General features: G+C 50.1%; 12 protein-coding genes and 1 pseudogene. 5 read left to right on the top strand and 8 right to left on the bottom strand.

From position 1 onward, the window contains the following. Nucleotides 1-3: 3 nt before the first annotated feature. The 3 genes from ACYVD4_RS31560 to ACYVD4_RS31550 form a co-directional block, all read right to left on the bottom strand. Nucleotides 4-750 carry an SDR family NAD(P)-dependent oxidoreductase gene (locus ACYVD4_RS31560; RefSeq protein ID WP_460952393.1) on the bottom strand — a complete coding sequence of 249 codons (747 nt, stop codon included), beginning with the start codon at nt 748-750 and terminating at the stop codon, nt 4-6. Nucleotides 751-890: 140 nt separating this feature from the next. Further along, nucleotides 891-3,623 (bottom strand): family 78 glycoside hydrolase catalytic domain, encoded by a 2,733-nt coding sequence (locus tag ACYVD4_RS31555; RefSeq protein ID WP_460952391.1) that lies wholly within the window; start codon nt 3,621-3,623, stop codon nt 891-893. Nucleotides 3,624-3,816: 193 nt separating this feature from the next. Further along, nucleotides 3,817-7,101: a family 78 glycoside hydrolase catalytic domain gene (locus ACYVD4_RS31550; protein ID WP_460952390.1), complete on the bottom strand. Its 3,285-nt coding sequence runs from the start codon at nt 7,099-7,101 to the stop codon at nt 3,817-3,819. Between the two features lie 299 nt (nt 7,102-7,400). Between ACYVD4_RS31550 and ACYVD4_RS31545 the strand changes: the two genes are divergently transcribed. Then, nucleotides 7,401-8,867 carry a glycoside hydrolase family 28 protein gene (locus ACYVD4_RS31545; RefSeq protein ID WP_460952388.1) on the top strand — a complete coding sequence of 489 codons (1,467 nt, stop codon included), beginning with the start codon at nt 7,401-7,403 and terminating at the stop codon, nt 8,865-8,867. Between the two features lie 158 nt (nt 8,868-9,025). After that, a complete protein-coding gene (locus tag ACYVD4_RS31540; RefSeq protein WP_460952387.1) occupies nt 9,026-11,728 on the top strand; it encodes a hypothetical protein in 2,703 nt (900 codons plus the stop codon). A 257-nt stretch (nt 11,729-11,985) separates the two neighbouring features. On the opposite strand, the gene ACYVD4_RS31535 is transcribed toward ACYVD4_RS31540, so the two are convergent. The 5 genes from ACYVD4_RS31535 to ACYVD4_RS31515 form a co-directional block, all read right to left on the bottom strand. Next, the gene (locus tag ACYVD4_RS31535; protein ID WP_460952385.1) at nt 11,986-13,983 is read right to left on the bottom strand and encodes a hypothetical protein; all 1,998 of its coding nucleotides are present in this window, start codon (nt 13,981-13,983) and stop codon (nt 11,986-11,988) included. 36 nt (nt 13,984-14,019) lie between these two features. Then, a complete protein-coding gene (locus ACYVD4_RS31530; protein WP_460952383.1) occupies nt 14,020-15,639 on the bottom strand; it encodes a RagB/SusD family nutrient uptake outer membrane protein in 1,620 nt (539 codons plus the stop codon). A gap of 11 nt (nt 15,640-15,650) precedes the next feature. Next, nucleotides 15,651-19,181, bottom strand: a complete 3,531-nt coding sequence (locus tag ACYVD4_RS31525) for a SusC/RagA family TonB-linked outer membrane protein (RefSeq protein ID WP_460952382.1) — start codon at nt 19,179-19,181, stop codon at nt 15,651-15,653. 60 nt (nt 19,182-19,241) lie between these two features. Next, nucleotides 19,242-19,391, bottom strand: a complete 150-nt coding sequence (locus tag ACYVD4_RS31520) for a hypothetical protein (protein ID WP_460952380.1) — start codon at nt 19,389-19,391, stop codon at nt 19,242-19,244. A gap of 113 nt (nt 19,392-19,504) precedes the next feature. Next, nucleotides 19,505-19,795: a carboxypeptidase-like regulatory domain-containing protein gene (locus ACYVD4_RS31515; protein WP_460952379.1), complete on the bottom strand. Its 291-nt coding sequence runs from the start codon at nt 19,793-19,795 to the stop codon at nt 19,505-19,507. A 321-nt stretch (nt 19,796-20,116) separates the two neighbouring features. Between ACYVD4_RS31515 and ACYVD4_RS31510 the strand changes: the two genes are divergently transcribed. The 3 genes and pseudogenes from ACYVD4_RS31510 to ACYVD4_RS31500 all read left to right on the top strand — a co-directional run bounded on the left by ACYVD4_RS31510 (nt 20,117) and on the right by ACYVD4_RS31500 (nt 22,398). After that, on the top strand, nt 20,117-20,833 hold the full coding sequence (locus ACYVD4_RS31510; protein ID WP_460952378.1) for a helix-turn-helix domain-containing protein: 717 nt from the start codon (nt 20,117-20,119) through the stop codon (nt 20,831-20,833). Then, nucleotides 20,834-21,037, top strand: a complete 204-nt coding sequence (locus ACYVD4_RS31505; protein ID WP_460952377.1) for a hypothetical protein — start codon at nt 20,834-20,836, stop codon at nt 21,035-21,037. Between the two features lie 193 nt (nt 21,038-21,230). Further along, nucleotides 21,231-22,398: pseudogene (locus ACYVD4_RS31500) on the top strand (IS3 family transposase). Nucleotides 22,399-22,401: the final 3 nt, after the last annotated feature.

Raw genomic sequence — 22,401 nt, 5'->3', positions numbered from 1 at the left:
CGTTTATTTAGCTAAGTAGCCGCCATCGACCAATAGATCGCTGCCGGTCATGAAAGACGAATCGTCACTGGCCAGAAAGGCGGCTGCTGCGGCTACTTCTTCCGGTCGTCCCTGCCGGTTCAGTAAGTGCATCGCCGACGCCCGACGATCTTCTTCGTCGATGTTCAGGCCCAATTTTTCGCATGAATTAATAAAGGCGCTGGTGTAGATATAGCCGGGGCAAAGAGTATTTACCCGGATACCGAAAGGCGCCAGATCCTGCGCCCAGCATTTGGTCAGGCCACGGATGGCGAATTTGGTGGCGTTATACGTAGCAAAGCTGGCCTGCCCGACAAAGCCGCTCACCGATGAAAAATTGATGATACTACCCCCGCCGTTCTTCTTCATCTGCGGAACGATGTACTTGGCCATCAGCGACGTACCGCCAATGTTTACCGCATTGATCTGCTGCCACTCGTCGGCGGTAGCGTCTACGCCTTTGAAAATAAACCGGGCTGCGGTATTGATCAGTACGTGTGCAGGTCCGATCTCGCGCTCAATGGCCGCGCAGGTATTGTCCACCGCAGCCTCATCACTGATATCCAGTTGCCAGAAATGAGCGCCCAGAGAAGCTGCTTTGTTATCCGTATCGGGCTGAAGATCAACCAGAACAACCACGCAGCCCTCTTCGGCCATACGGATGGCGGTGGCATATCCCAGATCGCCAAGGCCGCCGGTAATGACTATAACTTTGTTTTTTAATCCTCTCATCGTTTCCTAGCAATCATTGAAGCTGTTTAGAATTTTGTTTCGATATCCTTTCTGTCATCCCTCCTTCGTCGGGATGACAGAAACATACGAATTGGTACTCAATTGTAGAAAGTTAAAACAGCTTCATTCTATTACGTTGATCATTTGACTGTTAATGTGTAGCTGCCTGACCCCAGTTCCAGCCGGGCCGCATCCGCTTCGATTGTATAATCCCGGACGATTTTCCCGTTTTTATAAATTTTCGAATGAGCCTTCGCGGGCAGATAAACGGTTGCCCGGGTATTTACGGGAATGTGTACCTGATAGCGAAACAAACCAGCGGTTTTGGTCCAACTGGTTTTTACCCAGCCGTATGGCGAATGAAAACTGCCTTTAGCCCAGGTCAGATCACCTACCGGCTGGGGACGAATTTTCAGGTGCCTGAACGCGACGGAATTTTCTTCCTGAGCAATACCGGCAATGCCCTCGTAAAACCACTCCAGAATATGTCCCATAGCTAGTTGATTCTGAGACTGTTTCCCGTCCCAGGTTTCGACCAGTGCCGTTGCCCCGTGTTTCAGCAGATACCCATATCCCGGCACATCATCGCGATTGGTCATGGTAAACAGCGTTTCCGGGCGGGCGTTTTCGTAGAGTGCTTTGATCAGATACCGATTTCCAACGTCGCCAGCAGTCAGCCGGTAGGCATCGATATTCTGAATGTTTGTTACCAGTTTTTTCAATACGTCGTCTCGGTCCGTTTCCTCCACCAGATCCATGCAGAGCGGCATCGCCATCGCGGTTTGGCTACCGGTCGCATACAGTTTCGTAGCCGGATTGAAAAATTTCTCGTTGAAAGCCGTTTTGATGTTGGCCGCCAGCTTCCGGTAACGTGCGGCATCGTCCGGTTTTGCGATCAGCTCCGCCATTTTGCTCAAGGCAGTTACGGAATGGTAATAATAGGCCGTAGCGGTAAGGCCAATGGGCGTCACTTTTCCAATATCCAGCCAATCGCCCAGTCCATACAAAAGCAGGTTGTTAACCGCCCGGCTTTCCATAAAATTGGCGTACCGGGTCATCATCGGGTAGGTTTTGCGAATCACCGACGTATCACCATAAAACTGATACAAAAACCAGGAATCCAGGATCGCCGTGGTGCCCCATTCGGGCGAATCGACAAAAGGGCCGTCGAATTGTATATACTCAGGGGCAATGTCGGGAACCAGGCCGTTTTCATGCTGGGCGTCGGCCATGTTCTGGATCAGGCTGCGGTACAGATTATACACATTGTACGAATAGTTGATCGCCGTACGCATAAAATTCTGCTCACCCTGCCAGCTTAGTTTTTCCCGCTGGGGATTGTCGGTGATGTAGCTTTGCAGATTACTTTTTATCGCCCAGTCCGTAAGGGTATAAATCCGGTTGAACAACTCATTCGAACACGCAAACGTACCATTCTGCGGAGTAGCATTGCGGTTGTGAAACACGGTCAAATCCGTCACCAGCGGTAGTTGACTGGATTCTTCTTTATTGACCTGAATCCCTTCGATCTGAACGTAGCGAACGGCAAAATAGGAAAAACGGGGCTGCCAGATTTCTTCGCCGTTGCCTTTCAACGTATATGAATACGAATGGGGCGTAACGCCATCCGCCTGATTGACCGTACCGTCGGCATGAAGCAACTCAGCCGGGATAATTTTCAGCGTCTGTCCAGCTTTCCCTCGTACGCGTATGCGGGGAATCCCCGAACAGTTCTGACCGAAATCATACACGACAGTATTCGGTCTGACCACCGTCGTTTTCCTGGCGGTCAATGAATCCAGAAACCGAACAGGGTAATCGATTTCGGGTAAAAGTTTACCGGTTGGGGCAGTCACTAAAACGGCATCGTTCCAGGCCTTATCCGAAAAGCCAGTCATGTTCCAGCCTGTTTGCTCTAAGCGAGCGTCATAATCCTCCCCGCCATAAATGGTGTTGAACGTAATAGGCGACGGCGTTACTTTCCAGCTTTCGTTAGAAATGATGTGTTCTGTGCTGCCATCGGTGTATGTGATTTTCAACAAGGCAATCAGTTTGGGATTCCCAAACGTACCCGTTCCTTTTACGTAGCGTTCCTGCGAAATGGAGTAGAAACCGTTGCCCAATATGACCCCAATCGCGTTGCTTCCGGGACGTAGCTGCCCGGTAATATCGTAGGTATTGTAGAGGATGGTTTTGTCATAGCTGGTCCATCCGGGCGATAAAAAAGCGTCCCCGATACGTTGACCATTGACACTAGCCTCGTAATGCCCTAAACCACTGATAAACAAGAGCGCTTTCGCTACATTCCGGGTCGTTGTAAATTCTTTACGGAGCAACGGAGACCGGGCGTTCTTGAAAATTCGGGGATCACCGGCCTTCATTCTCAGGTGCACGAAGGGAACCACCCGCCCCGAGTCGGGTATATCTTCATAGCCGATCCAGCGTGCATTTTTCCAATCCGCCGGAGTAAAGATTCCTGTTGTGAACTGTTGCGGGGCACTCCACGCAGACGGTTTTTTATCCGTGTACCATACCCGCACTTTCCAGAAATACGTCTGCGCCGGATGAAGCGCTTTCCCCGAATAACGAATCTGGACGCTCTGATCACTTTTCACCACATCGGTATCGAATACATCAAACTCACCCGCCATTAACTTCGCTTTGGACGAGGCCATAACCAGTTGATACGCCGACTGCATGACCGCTTCCTTCGGTGAGGACATTTCCCAGGAGAAAAACAGATCGCTGGGGTTAATACCGACCGGATTAGCCCGATTGTCGCACAAGGCAGCAACCACCCGAATCTGCGCGCTCACGGTATGCCCTGCGATCAGCAGAATGACGATCAGTATTGTTCGTTGTCTACACGTCATAAGGCTACGCTGAACGTGAATAATAAATGTTCACTTGTCATCCCGACGCAGGAGGGACCTTCGGTAATTGTCAAAAGGCTTTCAGTTACCGAAGATCCCTCCTGCGTCGGGATGACAAAAAAGCGCCTTCACGATTTCTTGTCAATAAGCTATTTGCTTCAATGATCATTCACGTTTATCTTAATTCTGTACGTCATAAGGCTACGCTGAACGTATAATTACCGGATGGCACGCGTAAAGCCGTACCAGCGTCGGTGGTCTCCACAATCCGAATGTCTTTTGAGTCCGCGATACGTTGCCCGTTTTCGGTGATGCTTTTCCCGGCTGGCAGAAACACGGTGGCTGTCGTATTGGCCGGAATCTGAACGGCTAACCGGAAAGTACCGTTGTCGACTTTCCAGTCAACGGCAATTTTCCCAGCAATGGACTGATACGACCCTTTGGCCCAGGTCAGGCTACCTCCCAGACGCGGTTTAATGGTGAAATGCTTATAGCCAGCAGAATCGGCATTAATACCCAATATGCTCCGGTACATCCATTCGCCGACGGCGCCGATGGCGTAATGATTGAACGAATTCATGCCTACGTTCTGAAAACCACGGCCCTTTACGTAGCCGTCCCAGCGTTCCCAAATGGTGGTTGCGCCCTGATCAATCGAGTAGATCCAGGAAGGGAACCGGCGGCTTTCCAGTAGTTTGTAGGCCACGTCGGCGTACCCATATTCCGACAACTGATTCATCAACCGGATCGTCGATTGAATGCCGGTCGAGATCCGGTAATCATACGCTTTGATGGCCTGTACCATGTTGGCTGCGGCCTGTTTCTTCAGCTTTTCAGGCACCAGGTCAAAATCCAGCGCGAGGGCGTAAGCCGCCTGCGTATTCCCGGCAATAGTTCCGTCTTCAGCTACGTACTGGCCCACAAACCGTGCCTTTATCGCGTTGGCCAGTGAGTCATAAAACACATAATCCTGTTGATGACCCAATAGCCTGGCAACTTTCGCGACGGTTCGGGTTGAATTGGCAAAAAAGGCCGTTGAATAGATGTCGTTATCAACCTTGCCCCCCTCTTTCGGATAATCGTCCGCAATAATGGTATTTCCGTTCAGCCAATCGCCGTACATGTTTCCCCGCTCAGTTTTCCACAACAAATCCGGGTTGGTTTCGAGAATGTGCCGGATGTATGCTTTCATCGACGTATACTGGCGGGCCAGAATAGCCGTATCGCCGTAGTTCTCATATAGTCGCCAGGGAACCAAAACACCCGCGTCGCTCCAGCCGGGGGCATTGCAATAGCGATTCCACTTATCGACCTGTGGCGTATAATCCGGGTACCGTCCGTCGGCCCGCTGGCAGTCGGCAATGTCCCGCACCCACTTGGTGAAAAATGCACTCATGTCCAGATTGAAGATAGACGTCTGGGCAAACACCTGGGCATCGCCCATCCAGCCCGCCCGTTCATCCCGCTGCGGACAGTCGGTCGGCACCGAATGCATGTTCCCTCGTTGAGTCCACAAAATGTTGGTCCACAATTTGTTAAGATCGGGCGACGAACTCTCGAACGTACCGGCCAACGGCGCAGCCGACGCGACCACCTTTCCCGTTACGTGGGTCAGTTTGGGTTCCTGGGTGAGGCCCGAAATCTCAACGTAGCGGAAGCCGTGATACGTAAAGCGCGGTTCGTAGTCGATGGTTTTTTCTGATCCGGGGGTATAGACGTCGATCTGTTTGGCGGCCCGCAGATTGCTGACGTAGAGTTGGCCCTGTTCGTCCAGCACTTCGCCGTGCCGGAACGTAATGGGTTGCGCCGGATTGTAGGGAATGGTCAGGTGTACCCAGCCCGCTATGTTTTGCCCCAGGTCGAAGATGTACGTAGCGTCTTTCACCTTGACCACCTTTACCGGCGTAATTTCCTGGATAATCCTGATCGGTTCGTTGAGCTGGGCGTTCAGCGTTTTTGCGATGGTGTTGTCAACGGTAGCGGATTGCCACGTAGCGTCGTTAAAATCCGGCTCCATCCATTTTGCGGGCAACAGGTTCGCGTTGAAGTTCTCGCCGTCGAAGAGGGAGGCCATCTGAATTGGTCCGTTTGCCAATAACTTCCAGCTCCCATCGGTTACAATCTGCGTTCGGGTACCATCGTCAAACAGCAGCTCCAGTTGCCCGATCAACCGCCGGTCGAAGCCATACGCCCCTCGATCCGGGTGGGAAAAAAGGCCGCCTGCATACCAGCCATCGGCCAGCATCGCCCCAAGCACATTTACGCCCTTTTTCAGGGACCTGGTAACGTCGTATGTCTGGTATTGAACGCGTTCGTGGTAATCGGTCCACTCGGGTGCCAGAACCTGGTTCCCGGCTTTTTTGCCGTTAATCGCCATCTCATACATGCCCAACGCGCTCGCGTAGAGGGTGGCCTGTTTCACGTTTTTCGTTACAGTAAAGGTCTTTCGTAGCAAAGGCGATGCGGGAATGGCCGTTTTGAAGGGTTTACGATTCGCTGAACTGCCGACGTACGATCCGTCCGTCAAGTTGGCCGGGCTCCAGTTTTCCGCCGAGAAGGCTGGATACGTAGCGTAGGGATTGGAGGCTACAACCGTTTTTTTCAAGGCAACATTCTCAGCATTAGCGTTAAAAGCTTCCAATTCGGCTAAAGCATACCCATATTTCCCCTCGTCCGTTTTTTGGAGTTTGCTGACGACGACCCGGATGTACCGACCTGTAACGGGCGTAATCGGCTTGCTGTACGGGGCCAATCCTTTCTGGTCGTAATCCTGAGCGCTTTCGTCCGCAACTGTGGTTGGTTTTTTGAAGTCAGCCGTAGCCGACACCAGAATCTTGAACCGTTTGGGGAATAAATACCCGTTGGCCTGAAGTTTATAATCGACCGGGTATAGCTTGATTTGACGGATTTCCTGTTGAACCCCCAAATCAACATCGACCCATTGATTCCTGGCGTTCTCCGTATCGCTAAAGCCCGACTGAAAGCTGTGCCAGATGTTGAATTTTGCACTGTCCGGTACGTTTTCGGCCGGTGCTCCAATCCAGTGTGCCTGCCAGTCCTCTTTATTGAGCAGACCCATCGACCAGCTGGCTATACCACTCCACGAACTAACATTCTTCCCGGCATCCCAAACGCGGACTTTCCAGAAGTATTTGGTTCTGGAAACCAGCTTATTCCCGGAATACTTCACCTGACTGGCCCGGTCAGATTCTACTTTTTTTGAATCCCACACATTCGCTACGTCCTTTACCAGTGACAGAGAATCCGTACTAACCAGAATCTGGTAAGCCGACTGAGACTGCGCTCTTTTAGCTGAAACCAGTTCCCAGCTCAGGCGGGGCTGTGCGACGTCAATTCCAACCGGATTCACTATATACTCTGTCCGCAGATTATTGATTTTCAGATCCGTATGTTGGTAGCCACCGTAGGCTAGTAAGGTAGATAGCTGAGCCAGAAAATTAATCCACAGAATCTTCATTGATAATGCTTAAGAAGTAGTGACTAGTCAAACAGTGTTAAAAGCTGACGTTTATTACGGCGAATCAGTGCACTTCATGTATTTGATATGTATCAATTTTCCCACAAAATAGTATCATCTCAGTAGCGTAAACTTAGCACTTTGGCGCACCTAAGAATACCAGTTTATTAGCAAAGAATGATGCTTTTGTACCATTTTTTCAACCTTTATTACTAGTTGAGGCTAATGATAGCTAGTTTTATACAGGGTACACTGATTTTGTTAATTGACGTTACTATCTCATCCCATCTTCATACTCCATGATTTACGTAAGAACTGTTCTATTGCTTCTCTGGGCTAGCCTGAGCACTCAGGCCAAAGATTACCCAGCGTCGTTTTTCGGCATTTATTCAGATGGCGCTACGCTCAACACACGCTCTATTCAGTACGCTATCGATCACATTCATGCCAATGGCGGTGGACGGCTGGTGTTCTACGTCGGGCGGTACCTGACGGGCTCGATTCATTTGAAATCGAACGTAACGCTGCACCTGGAAGAAGGAGCCGTACTGATGGGGTCTCTTAACCCTTTCGACTACGACCGGCACGTCTGGACAGCGCTGGTATTCGGCGAAAATCAGCAGAATATTGCCATTACTGGCAAAGGCGTGATCGACGGGCAGGGCCGTCAGCTGGCGCGTAACGTTGTGAATGTGATTCAGAAAGGACTCGTCAAAGACCAGTTCCGCTTTGATCGTCCCGAGGCCGAAGCACGCGCTGTACTCATTTATTTCAAGGGATGCCAGCGGGTGAAACTTCAGACCGTAACGTTACGTAATGCAGCGAGTTGGGTGCAAATTTATGACCAGTGCCGCAACGTGCAGTTGGCAGGCATTACGGTCGATAGCAAAGCCTACTGGAACAACGACGGCATCGACATTGTGGATTCGGACAGTGTGAGCGTTACCGACTCCTACATTGACTCCGCCGACGACGGCATTTGTTTAAAATCGCACGATGCCGCGCAGGTCTGCCAGAACATATACGTCCGCAACTGTACCATCCGGTCGAGCGCCAACGCGATCAAATTTGGCACGGCCAGCTACGGCGGTTTCCGAAACATCCGAATGGTGCAGAATAAAGTGTATGATACGTATCGTTCAGCCATTGCTCTGGAAGCGGTGGACGGTGGTTTTGTGGAGAACGTAGTGATTGACAGTTTACAGGCCATCAACACCGGAAACGCCATTTTTCTGCGCATCGGCGAACGGGTAAAGGGCAAAAAAGGCCGACTGGAAAACGTACGGCTGACGAACATCCGGGTTGAGGTGCCCGCCACGAAAGCCGACGCGGGTTATGAATATGAAGGCCCAATCGAAGACATGCCCCGGAACGTATCGCCCTCGTCGATTGTCGGAATGCCGGATGCGTTGATTAAAGACGTAACGCTGAAAAATGTGGAAATAATTTATCCGGGCGGAGGCTCTTCGATGGTGGCCAACGTACCGCTTACGGCGCTCGACAACGTACCTGAGAAGCCAACGGCTTACCCGGATTTCTCGATGTTCGGCGAACTACCGGCCTGGGGTTTTTATGTACGCCATGCGCAGAATATTCGGTTCGACAACGTAAAGTTAACCTGTCTAAAAAACGACTATCGGCCCGCCGTCGTGCTTGATGATGTGAAGCAGGCAAACTTAACGCCCATGCTTATTACTGACCCCGACCGAAAAAAAACGCCTGTCTATTCCGCTCATTCTACCGGCCTGACCTTGCCGGGACGTTAAGCGTTACGTGTTAAATTTAGAGCCTGTTTAAACTTTTTCTCTAATAGTTTTTTTGTCATCCCGACGCAGGAGGGATCTTCGGGAACAGGCCATTCGAGCGGTTCACCCGAAGATCCCTCCTGCGTCGGGATGACAAAAAATACCCAAAATACTCCGTTATGAATCACAAATGGCTTTCCCATGCCTTCATTGTTTTGCTGACGGTTTTGGGTTCAGCGGCCTTTTCCCAGAACGTAGCACAGGTTAGGGTTGAATGGAAAAATGGTACGTCACTCTCCGGTACGGTTCAGGTCCAGCACGGTATTCTGCGTAAAGTCGACTTGTCAGCCGGTAAAGGAAAGACAAAAGCCAACGCCTTTCAGCTGGGATCGGGCAGCCGTCCGGGTATCCTGATCGCGATTGACAGCGCCCAAACCGACTATGGAACCGGGGCCACCGTCATATCAGTGCTAACGACTAAAAATCCTTTCTCATTTTTTCTTCGGGATGTTACGTCCAGTTCCCCCATTTATATGCCGGACTATGGCGTGGTGGTATTGAATGCTAAGGATGGCCGGTCTTACAAGGAGGTGGAGGCCGCCGTACGTTCCAGAAAAATAGAGACCAAGTTGCAACGTATTGACTCAGAGAACGAAGTTTCCTTCTCCTCGGTGGAGAAACATGTCCGAAACATGACCGTACCCACATGGCTAGGCACCAGCCGGGACTTCAGGATTTTCGAGATCACCGAAAATCTCTCCGACGCGTCTAAAGGCGAAGCCAATGTTATTTCACCCAAGCTTTCATCGACCGTTTTGCGGCTACCGGAAACAAAAAATGAAGCGGTAAACTATCTCTACACCTATGGCCGGGGTGTTGGCGTGAAGGAAAATGTTACGCGTCGGCTGGAACAGGGTACGTTACCGATTTTACACTCAACGCTGACCGACGATGATGTGGTTTATTCCTCTACTACGTTTGTATCTCTGGAAAAATCACCTTTAGCGAAACTGAAAGGAACCGATTTTTGGGTGGCCGATAGTTACAGTAACGGTCACATGTTCACCAAAGAGCAGCAGGAACTGGTAAAACCCAGAACGGAAAAAGCCCTGAACTCAGACGAGGAAACCGTTTTGTTTTTCAGATCGGAGGTAGTGAATACCGGCTCAGTGCCCCGTTACGCCTGGTTCAAGACGCCACGGCCCGGTACTGCGTGGTGGCAGAAGTTCCCGTATCGGTTTGATGGAAAGACCGGCTTTTCAGCGTATTCGGAAAATAAAGTTTTTTGTGTTTCCAAACTGAACGGGAAACCGCTGCCGGGTGAAGAAATGGCCATCTTGCTGCAACCCGGTGAAAAGGCACTGTTTGATTTTTTTATTCCCCACAGTCCTGTTTCCGCAGAACGGGCTGCGCAACTGGCGATGCGGACCTTTGATCAGCGCTACGTTGAAAGCAAGGATTTCTGGCTCACCAAATTAAGTAAAGCCGCACAAATTCACGTTCCCGAAAAGCGGATCGACGAAATGATCAAAGCCGGATTATTACATCTTGACCTGATTACGTATGGCCATGAACCCGACGCTACGCTGGCCCCGACCATTGGCGTCTACGCACCAATCGGGACGGAAAGTGCACCAATTATTCAGTTTTATGCCTCTATGGGCTGGAACGACGTAGCGAAACGGTCGCTGAATTATTTTCTTGACAAGCAGCATGAAGACGGCTTTATCCAGAATTTCAACGGGTACATGGTAGAAACCGGGGCGGCTTTATGGAGCATGGGCGAATACTTCCGGTATACAAACGACCGGGAATGGGTCGGGAGCACAAAAGCAAAACTCATCAAATCCTGTGATTACCTGATCGCCTGGCGCAACCGGAACAAAAAGGAGGAACTACGCGGACGAGGGTATGGGATGATCGACGGAAAAGTAGCCGATCCTGAAGATCATTTTCACCAATTCATGCTCAACGGCTATGCCTATCTCGGGATGAGCCGTAGTGCCGAAATGCTCGCCAGCGTTGACCCCGCCCAATCCGAACGGATCAGACAGGAAGCGGACGCCTGGAAAGAAGATATCCGCCAGTCGTTTTTTAAGTCGATGGCTTTGTCGCCAGTTGTTCCGCTGGGCGATGGCACCTGGTGTCCAACGGCACCGCCCTGGACAGAAGGAACTGGGTTGAGAAGTATGTATCAGAACCGCGAGACGTTCTGGTCGCATGGTACGTTCACGGCGCCGGACGGGATGCTTGGCCCTATGTATCTGATTTTCTGCGAAGTACTGGACCCGCATGAGTCAGCGGCTAAAACGCTACTGAACTATCACAGCGAGCTTTTCTACCAGGAAAATTCGGCGTTTAGCCAACCGTACTACAGCCGCCATAACTGGATGCAGGCGAAGCTGGGCATGACCAAACCATTTTTAAGCACCTATTACAATACCTTTGCGGCCCATGCCGATCGGGAAACCTACACGTTTTGGGAGCATTTGTTTAAAGTCAGTCCGCACAAGACGCATGAGGAAGCCTGGTTCCTGATGGAAACCCGGTGGATGCTTTATCTGGAAGATGGACCCACCCTCAGATTATTCAATACAATACCGCGCCAATGGCTGGAGCAGGATAAGAACGTAACGCTACGTGATGTCAGAAGCTATTTCGGTCCGATCACGGCGAATGTAGTTTCGGAAGTAGAAAAAGGGTACATCACCGCTACCGTGAGCTGCACAGATAGTCGCAAACCGAAGGAAGTTTTACTACGTATCCCCCACCCTGCCGGTAAAAAGCCTGTACACGTAACAGGCGGTATCTACAACGAACAGACAGAAACCGTATCGATAAAACCCTTTTCAGGCCAGGCACAAATCCGGCTCGACTACTGATCCTCTCAAAACAGCAATACTGGGTAAAGCTAAAAAAACGTACCGTATCGGCCACTGCGTTAAGTAGCCGATACGGTACGTTGGGGCGGGACAATCAAATTCATCATTTGTGAATTATCATCGGCTAAATAATGGTAAGATTCTGTGAATCGAAGCCTGAAACCCGTTATTTATGTTAGTGTTACTGATCTTTTTGTCCAGTAAAAGACAGTACGTCCAACCTATTCTTCGACAACTCTCCGACCAGAAAATTTGCCTCACTCAGATCGGTTACCACCACTGACTTTCTTCGCCCAGACGGCCACTTCCAGACTAACCACCGTCAGTGATGCCTGACCACCGTTCTCGACAACGATTTCGTTCCAGCCCTCGCGTACCAGCGTGATGGGAAAGCGAAACCAATAACCAGCGTGGTCTTTCGAGAGGTGGGTTAGCGGACCGGCAGCAAACAGCAGTTTGTCCTCCCGTTCGCTCTGCAACACCGGCCAGCACTCATTGAAAGATACCGACAGAATCGTCACCTCGTCGGTCGCCCTTAGCACCAACTGAAGGCAGACTTCGAGATCACCTTCGATTGGTTCGGCACACATGGGCACCCGAAATGCGTGCTGGTCATTAAACCCCAGACACACCGGCAACTGAGCCGGTAAATCGAAGGGAGTCAGGTTATACATTCGCCCCCCAATGCCCAGCGAATACTGCTTGGGCTGGCCCCGCAACTGGCTCAGATCGTCAATTCCCCGCAAGGCCCCGTACTCCGACTGGACACCCGGCAACCGAGCCTGGTCGGGATTGTAGAAATTGTACCACTCGATGCCATCGGCACCCAGCCCTAGTTTGCCAGCCGCATTGGCATACATCAGCGGGCGGCTGGTCGGCATATACCGCATCGGTTGAGAGAATGTATCAGTCTGGTTGCGCGTAGGCAGCATATTCGTCCCCGCATCAATGACCCCGTAGATAGCCACGTGTTCGCCAAGCTGAGCGCGTAGGTGGTCGTGAGCCATGTCCCAGGTGGTGCACACAAAGCCCGACGGGCAGATAAAGTCCAGGGTCCCTTCCCGGCACAAGCCCACTACGTCCAGCCCGATGGTTTTCAACATACCCAGCCGCCCCGGTATGCGCAGTCCCAGCGGATAGGGGCGACCGGTTTGCGCAGCCCGGCGCTGGGTCAGTGCCCGAACCTGCCGTAGCCAATCACTCATCATCGCCACGGTTTGGGGCGAAGCTGTCGGCTCGCAGCAGAGCGGCTGTCGCCACCAGTCGAGTTCCAGTCCTTCAAAATCGTAGGACTCAACTACCTCCCGGATTTGCTCAAACATCAGAGAACGAACCTCCGGTTGCTCGTAGTTGAGCCCAGCCCGATTCGAAGCCCGATGAGAGCCGTAGTGACTTCGGCTCAGACGCATATCGGCCCGTTTGAGCAGGGGCGTATTGAAGAAGCTACCATCGAAGTTGCTGCTGCCGTGGACGTCGTTCATGCGAATGCTGACCCAAGGTGAAAGCGTTCGCTTACGGCATGCCTGAGCGGTTTCAGCCAGCCAGTCTATCCCCGCGTCGAGTAGATCCTGGTATAGATTCATGAACGCCATCAGGTGGTCGATGTACCCCTCGACCCCTTTCGGATTGTCTTTCAGAACGCCCAGTGCATGACCACGGAAAAAGTCCCGGTCGCCCCGCTGGTAGCCCTGTAGAATGTGGGGGATATTCTTACTGGGGTACCAGGCCCGTGACCCGTTGGCATTTATGATGAACGTATCGACGCCGTTATCGGCGAGCGTACCGACGAAGCGGTGGATCGCTTTGGGTGAGAACGGACCGCCTTCGAGTGTGGGTGCAGCATTGCGTTTACCTGTAGATGGGTTTGTAGCCAGCCGCCAGGCAAAATCTTCGGGTTGCCAGCGTTCGGGGTTGTAGAAAAAGACGCCCGTATCGCCATTGAACAGGTTGCGGTGACCGACCAGTGCCGAGCGGCCGGTTGGCGGCAAAACGAGTCCGTTCCCGGCCAGGGTTCGTAGCTTGTCCATTTGCTGCTCAAGGCCGGGCAGCCCCGCCCCAAGGCTTACCGAACAAGTCCGTAAAAAATCCCGTCGGGTGTTCCCTTTGCCAGATTTATCCATTGATTGGTCGTTTAGCCGTTTGACAAAGCAAGTTGAGCGTGACGAACCGCTCTGCCCCGCCAGTGCGGGTGCCTGCAAAACGCGGCCACCGTGGTTCAATAGTTTGGAAAGCCAAAAACAAAGAGAGATGGCCATTGCAGAACACCTCTCTTTCTTAACGTCAAAAATTGATTAATTCTGCACAGCCAACGGATTGTACAAAATTTCATCTTCGGGAATCTGAAGGGTCATATTGGCTACCGGTAAACTGGACTTGGTAACGTGATTAGCAGAGCTGGCTCTGTCTACAGGGATGTTCCAGCGCTTGTTGTTGTAGAACTCGCGGCCGCCTTCACCCCATAGTTCGATGCGGGTTTGTAGCTGCACCATTTGTAACGTAGTAAGCCCCTGCATCGCCGGATACGTAGCCGTAGTGAGTGGTGTCACTCCTGTTTTAGTACGAGCAGCCAACAGCCGGTCGAGCGTTGCTTTGGCAGCAGCTTCTGTGCTTGGCGACATCGCTTCCGCTTCAGCTTTCATAAGCAGTACTTCTGAAGAACGCATGTAATACGCCGTCGAAGCACCCACATCAATCTTGTTGTTGCTGTTCAGTCCGTGAGTAGCTGCGAATTTCAGGTTCGTATAAGAAGGGATAAAGGCAACCGTATTGTTTGGCGGGTAGGTATAGTTGCCAATGGGTGCCAGCGAAAAGGCATCTTTACGGAAATCGTTGGGGGCTATTTTTTCGTACAGTCGGTTATCAATCCGCTTGTAAGCCCTTTCCAGCCCTCCGTTACCTCTACCAAAGGGATTCATGTACGCGATAAAGTACGTGTTGGCAGCACCAAGCGGGAACCCTAAAATGACTTCCGGATTTTGTGCATTATTGAGAAAGCCATTCGTTTCCGGCCTTATTTCGGGAGCTGCTGCAGTGCCGATGTTCTTCCCTCCATACTGGGCCTGGCTCAGAAGCGTCGGATACTTGGCCAAAATCTCAGTACACGCACTGATCGCCGTAGACCAGTCCCCAGTCCATATCGATACACGTGCCAGCAGGAAATTGGCCACCGCCAGATCAATATCCGTTATATCAGCCGTATAGCCAACCCCAGCCTCTTTGAACAAGGTAATCGCACGGTTCAGGTCGTTTTTGATAAAGGCATACGTTTCTACGGCCGATGCACGAGGCTTGTTTTCCTGAGTGGGCTGAAACCGGTCATACAATGGAAGGCCAAGTTTACCGTTTCCACCCTGCAGGAAGGCATTCTGATAATTTTCCATCAGGTAGCTGTACCCATAGGCTCTGGCAAACAATCCTCTGGCTTTACATTCCTTTAGAAAGTTGTTGCTGGACACGGTTTGATCCGGAAGATAATTGAGCATCTGGTTAGCCGTCGTAATACAAAACCAGCCATACCGCCAGTAATTCGAATTCTTTGAGTTGGCAGATCCAATGAAGTCACCGAGCTGATATTCGATTGAGCCGGAGAGTACGTTCAACCCTTCCTGATCGCCCAGAACGATATCATTCCCTTCAATAGAGCGATTGACATCCAGTCCCTGATTGGAAAAATACATGTCCGCCGTTCCCGCACCTGAGGCACCCGCGTTGTTGAACAGCAGGGGCATGGCGTTGGCCATGCCCCCCATGACGATCCGGATCTTGGCCTCGTCACCCGACGCCAGAAGTTCGGCTATTTGCTTATCGGTAATGCTGTGTGGTGGCTCTACTTCCAGCTTATCGGCACATCCAGAAACCAGCAGCATACCCGATACTGCCAAACTCGTTATATATTTATGTAGAAAACTCATCTCTCGACTACTTAAAAGTTTAAATTAATACCTGCTGAAAAGGTGCTCATAGGCAGATACACCGCTGCCCCTACCTCCATTCCACCAACCAGCGACATACGCGGATCTATACCAGAGTGCGACGTCAGCATAGTCAGGTTATCGCCGGAGGCATACACGCGTATACTTTTCGTTTTTAATTTGTCCAGCAGCGGGCCACTAAGCGTATACCCCAAGGTGAGGTTTTTGATATTCAGATAAGAAGCGCTGAATAAGGCCTGATCGGTATACAGCCATGACCCAAATGTAGCCCCGCTCGTGTAGAACGTATCTCCATAAAATGTCATCGGAAATTTAGCGTCTCTGTTCTCAGGTGTCCAGGTATTTCCCAATACTTCTTTCGATAAGGCGTTCCCGATATTCCCCGATCTGTACAGGTTGTTAGCATATTCTACACTCAGGAATTTTCCCCCTAGCTGGTAGGCCAGGATAGCGGTGAAGTCGAACCCTTTATATTGGAAGCTTGTCGAAAGGCCACCGATAAGTTTTGGAATGGCACTACCCATTTCATACCGGGTGGCTAGCGTGTAGTTCGTTGTGCTAACGATGCTTCCCACCTGGCTATCTGTAAAGCGGCCTGCCGTCTGGTCTTCCTGTGTAACGGTATGATGGAACAAGGGCAAGCCTGTGTTCTGATCCACTCCCGCGTACTTATAGAGGTACAGGTTGTAGAAATCCTTGTTTTCACCGCGCAGATACATGACTTGGCCGGCGGTGTTGGCACCACCATTGGCAATTCCCCATCCATCGATAAAGCCTGTAAAGTTTCCGCCCAATGCTGGCGAACCTACACTCTTGGGGAATTTGGTCAGAATGGTACGGTAGTTGGTACCGTTCAATCCGATGCTCCAGTTGAAATTTTTGCTCTGGATAAGTTTGATATCCAGGGCAATTTCCACACCGCGGTTGACAATTTCAGCACTGTTCAGGGTAAGTGTAGCTTGCCCCATCGACGAAGCAAGAGGCTGTGCAAATACGGAGTTTACCGTCCTCTTGTTATATACATCAATGGTTCCGCTCAATCTCCTGTTTAACAGGGTGAAATCGATACCGGCATCAAAGGTGTGCGTGTTTTCCCAGGTTAATTTATCATTTACGGCAGCACCTTGCTGAAGTGTGTACGTAGCAGGAACACCTGTTCCAGCCGTTGAGTTTGTGTAAACTGCACCGTAACTCCAGGTCTGATAACCCGAATAGTTGCTGATACCGCTCTGGTTACCAATAATTCCATAGCTGGTCCGTATCTTCAATTCATTGATAACATCCTGAAATCCCTGCATGAATTTTTCCTGAGAGATACGCCATCCACCACCAACAGACCAGAATGTTCCCCAGCGATTCTCGTTGAATCGGAATTTAGACGAACCGTCTCTGCGCAGCGAGCCTTCCATAAAATACTTGTCGTCATAGTTGTATACCGCCCGGCCAAAATAGCTATCCATAGCCGTGATGTCTCCACCATAACCCGGAACACCGAACGGTGCGCCTGCTGTATTGTACCGGCTGGTGAAATTACCTGCGCCAGTAAACCCATTGATCAGCGAATACGCGGAGGCAAAGTTCAGCAGATCACTTTTAAATTGGTAGAATTCATGTGCAGCCAGCGCCGTAACGGAGTGGCGACCAAATTCTCTACCCCAGTTAAGCAACTGCTGCGTGTCAAAAACGCCGGTATTCGTATAATACTTTCCAATCGCACCTATACCCACGACAGCGCCCGTCTCAGGCGTACCGTAACGCGTCCTCTCTTCGGTAAATCGGTCATACGAAATGTTGTTTGTAAAACTGAAATTCTTGAGGAAATTCACCGTGAAATACCCTTTAAGGTTCAAGTCGTGCGATTCCCTGCGATCTATGTCCTTATCTAACAGGTCGATCAGATTGGTAGCATAAAGCGGTTGGCTGGTGGTTCCATTCGGGAATGTACCGGGTTGAACGCCAAGGGGCGAATAGGTATCATTCGCATTATCAGACACCATATCGGTGCCGTTTGGGTTTTTACGGATATTTCCCTGAAGGTCTCTGGCGAACAACGGTACGAGTTGATTCTGCCCATTCACCCACCTGAACACGTTTTGCTGCACAGTTCCTGGATTACGTCCGAAACGGGTAGCCGGCGATAGGGTATTCCGAAAACTGTAACCCAGATTTGTTCCTATTTTCAGCCAGCTAGTGAGTTGTGCGTCAACTTTTGTCCGTGCGTTGTAACGCTTGAATGACGACCCTCTGATGTAAGAAGGATCTTCTAGCATGCCCACAGAAACAAAGTAATCCATTTTATCGGAGCCACCGCTTGCCGATACAGTATGTTCCTGACGGAACATTTTTTCGAAAAAGTAATCCTTATACGATCCGGCTTCCCAAAGTTGTCTTGCATTCGGATTTAACTTGCCCGTAATAGGGTCAATCAGAAACGCACCCGACATGGTTGCACTGGCATTGGCTCCGCTACCGGTGGTGGTATAGATAGCCCCCGGCACGTCGTAGGCCATGTAGTTCCCCAACTGGTTCATGGCAAAGTTTGTCTTTGATCCCGTGTAATCGAATAAATGGGCACTGGCAAACAAACCGGCCGCTTCATGAGACATGTTTGGATTAGCCACATTCGTCGTGAATTTACCGTCGGTCGATGATCCGCCGTTCACACCATAGCGTGCAGAGTTGTAGATGGACAGCCAAGCATGTTCATAAATGTCTTTGGCATTATCCATAAGATCAAACCGCAATCCACCCAGATAATTGAATCCAGCCCGGGTTTGTACCGAGATAGTCGGTTTGCCTTTTGTTCCTTTTTTAGTAGTTACCAGCAAAACCCCATTTGCTCCACGTGAACCGTAAACGGCAGTGGAAGCTGCATCTTTCAGCACGCTGATGCTTTCAATATCCTTTGGATTGATGGAAGACAGTGCATTGGGGTATTCAGTGGGCACACCATCGATCACGATCAGGGCATTGGAGCTGTTCTGGCTGGTGGAGCCCGCTCCGCGTAGACGAATTCCCATGTCCAGACCGGGCTGACCATCAATGGAAGAGACTTGAATTCCGGGGACCACACCTTCAAGGGCTCTGGTAACCGTAGAGTTTGCCTGCACAGAAATGATTTTAGAATCAACCTGTGATACCGCACCCGTAAGTGTACTTCGCTTAGCGGTACCGTACCCGATAACGACTACTTCGCTAAGCTGATTGTCTGCCGCAGCCAGATTAATGTCAATAACTTTCCTTCTGCCCACAACGGTTTCCTGGGTGGTGTATCCGATAAAGGAGAATACCAGGGTGGAATTGGCATTAGGAACATTTGGAATGGTAAATTTTCCATCGGAATCGGTGACAGTGCCGATCGTTGTCTCTTTAACGAGCACACTCACTCCGGGCAACGTGGCCCCTGAGGCATCGGTTACCTTTCCGGAAACCTGCACCTGTGCATAAAGGCCTAGGCTAAAAAGCAGGTTGCACAGAAGGAATAAGTATCCTTTTCTTTTGATCGTAATGATTTTGAGCATAGGTGAATAGGAATAAATGTTAATAATAAAATGGCAAAAAAATGTGTATAAAAGTGGTATTTACATTTTGAATGTATTGGTGATGCCGCCGTAAAATTTGTGATTCGGATTCTCAATGACAACCCGATCCAGTGTATCCGTCGGTTTACCCAGCGTACCGTCCCATTTCAAAAAATCAATAAGACCATTGTCCGGGTTGACGCGCACCATCTGGCAGCCCTAGAAAGCGCCAACGGGCTGGTCTACGCACGTAATGTTCACACTATCGGTACCGCCAACAATGTCGCCTTCGGGCAGCGAAATTATTTTGTTCCGGTTGAGGGTCATACGGAGCGGTTGTTAACGAGTATTGCCTGAGTTTTGTAGCCAATCATAGAAAAAACCAACGTATCGTTTGGCGAATTAACCTGTATGCTATACTGTCCATTCGCATTCGTGGTCACTCCTTGACTGCTACGTTTTATGGCAACGTTGACCCCAGCAACAGAGCCATCCTGCGTAGACCTTACCAGGCCGGTAAAGGTTTGTCTGGCAGGTCTGGCTGAATTATTTTGGGCATAACATAGTTGCGTGCATAGCGTAATCAACAAGGTCCACTGTAAAATTCTTGTCATTGGTATCTTGGATTAAGTTATAAAAAGTTTGGGCAGAAATGATCTTACGTTGAAATATGATTATTCCAATCGAAAATTCAACAAAGCAGCCATGATTTGCTAAAAAAAAACAAGATTCTGCTATAAAAACATAACATTATCTATTTGCCACCTCAATTCGTTTTACGTCCGGTCCCAACAGTAGTCTTTTAATTCAAGTATTAATTCGAACTATAGTAGGGGGCGCTGGCCAGTTTTCGCAGTATGGAGCGAATACATGAGACCTCAGAACATTTAGTCCGTTTCCAAAATAGAATTTAGATAAATGATTAGCTTTTCGGTATGAGCCGTATCGCAAACCCATTCGTTTTGACCGATTCTGATTTGATTAGGCTAACCCAATTAGTCAGCAAGGGAAAAGAATCCGCTCGTAAACTGACCCGAGCTAGAGCCTTGCAGTTTCTGCATCAAGGCCATCGCCCTCAACAAATTAGCGACTCGCTGGGCATCAGTGTAGCTACGGTATTCAACCTCAAGAAACGCTATCACCAAGGAGGACTTCAACCAGCCATTACCGAGAAAGGCCGACCCGGCCAGCCTCGCAAAGTCACCCAGCAGGTCGAAGCCCAAATCACCCAGCTTGCTTGTAGTCAGGCCCCCGACGGGCGCACACGCTGGACGGCCAACCTGATTAATGAGAAACTGGTCAAGCTTGATATTCATATTGATGATGAGTCGGTGCGCTTAGTGTTAAAAAAAGTAAGCTTAAACCCTGGCTTAAAAAGCAATGCCGGGCGGCCAGAGCGGTGCATCGGCCAGGTAGATGGCGAATATTTGGCTAAAATGGAAGATGTTCGGTTCGTCTACAATCGGGAAGCCTGCACAAGTCGGGCCCGCATCTGCTTTAACGAACGTCCCTGCCAGTTGCTTGATAATGTAGTAGAACCCCTGCTAATGAAGCCGGGGAGAGCAACCAGGGGAGACAATGAATATATTCGACAAGGTACGGCAGTCGTTCTGTTGGCTTATGATCTGGACACAGGCAGACGGCAGACGTGAATGCAGCGAACCAAAGCGGATTACGCTCCGTTTATGGAACGCATTATTACCACTTATTATGCTGATATTGAGTACATTGATTTTATTCAGGACGACTTAAATACGCACAAGTACGGCTCATTTTACGAGCATCTTCCCGTAAATGATGCCCGGTTACGGGGTTCTTCTTCCAAATGGGCGGAAATTTACGATTTCAAACGATAGTTATAGTTACTGCTATTTGAAAGGTGTATGCCACTCAGAATTTAGGATAATCTAATTTGCCATTTGATTAGGAACCACATAGCGATAGAGCTACCAATGCTCATCGATTAGTTCGGGATTATAATACTCTCCAAAACCTGGACAGGTAGGATAACTTGAAACAGTTAACTTTAAACCTACAAAATATCCAATTATGACCAATCCCGTCCAGCGCGTTCACGACGCCCACTTCAAAACCAAAGTCGTCCTCGAAGCCCTCAAGGGTCACAAAACGCTTGCTCAACTCAGCAGCGAATTTGGCATTCACAGCCAAATGATTACCGATTGGAAACGACAAGCCCTCAATGGGATGCCTTCGCTTTTCGAGACTGCCCCAGCAAGCCAACTCTTTCGGTCGAACAAATCGAAGCATCTTTGTTTCAGCAAATTGGGCAGCTAAAGGTCGAAAACGACTGGCTCAAAAAAAAATTACGAACCAGCTAATCACTGACCGGCGGCTGTTGATTGATCCGGCTGATACTCACTTGTCAGTGAGCCAACAATGCAGTTTGTTGGGGCTGGCTCGGTCCAGTTACTACTATCAGCAGATGGGCGAATCCGCCCAAAATTTGGCTTTGATGGAGCCAATTGACCGATTATTTACGGCTCGGCCCGAGTTGGGCGTGGAGCGCATGTGTCAGGACTTGAAAAGCCCGGAAGAGCCGGTTAATGTCAAGCGAGTACGTCGGCTGATGCGCCTGATTGGCTTGGAGGCTGTTGGCCCTAAACCTAACCTGTCCAAGTCTCAGCCCGGCCGTACTATTTATCCGTATTTGCTGAGGGTAGTAGTGGTTGATCGGCCTAATAAGGTCTGGTCGACCGCCATTACCTATGTGCCCATGACCAACGGATTTTTGTACCTGTGTGATATCATCGACTGGTTTAGCCGGTTCATTTTGAGCTGGCGATTAAGTAACACGCTCTTGGCTGATTTCTGTATCGACGCCCTGGAGGAGTCACTAAGTAAGTGGGGTAAACCTGAAATCTTCAATACCGATCAAGGTAGTCAATTTACGAGTCAAGGTTTTCTTAAACCACTAATTAGTAATGAAATAAAGATTAGCATGGATTCAAAGGGCCGGGTGTTAGACAATATTTTCATCGAGCGGTTTTGGCGCACGCTCAAGTATGAGCATCTTTACTTGAAGGCGTACCAGGATGGTCGGAGTTTGCATCAGGGACTGAGTGCCTCTTTTCGCTTTTACAACCAGGAGCGTAAGCACCAGTCGTTGGGATACCAGACGCCTTCGGAGTGGTACGAAAGGGGAAGAGGAAACGGAAAAGTACAACTATTGTCACCTACACCATCAAGCCTTATTTAGTCA

This window comes from Spirosoma daeguense, from assembly GCF_054776875.1.
The sequence above is the reverse complement of the archived record's forward strand: the minus strand, read 5'-3'. Positions and strand labels throughout refer to the sequence as shown.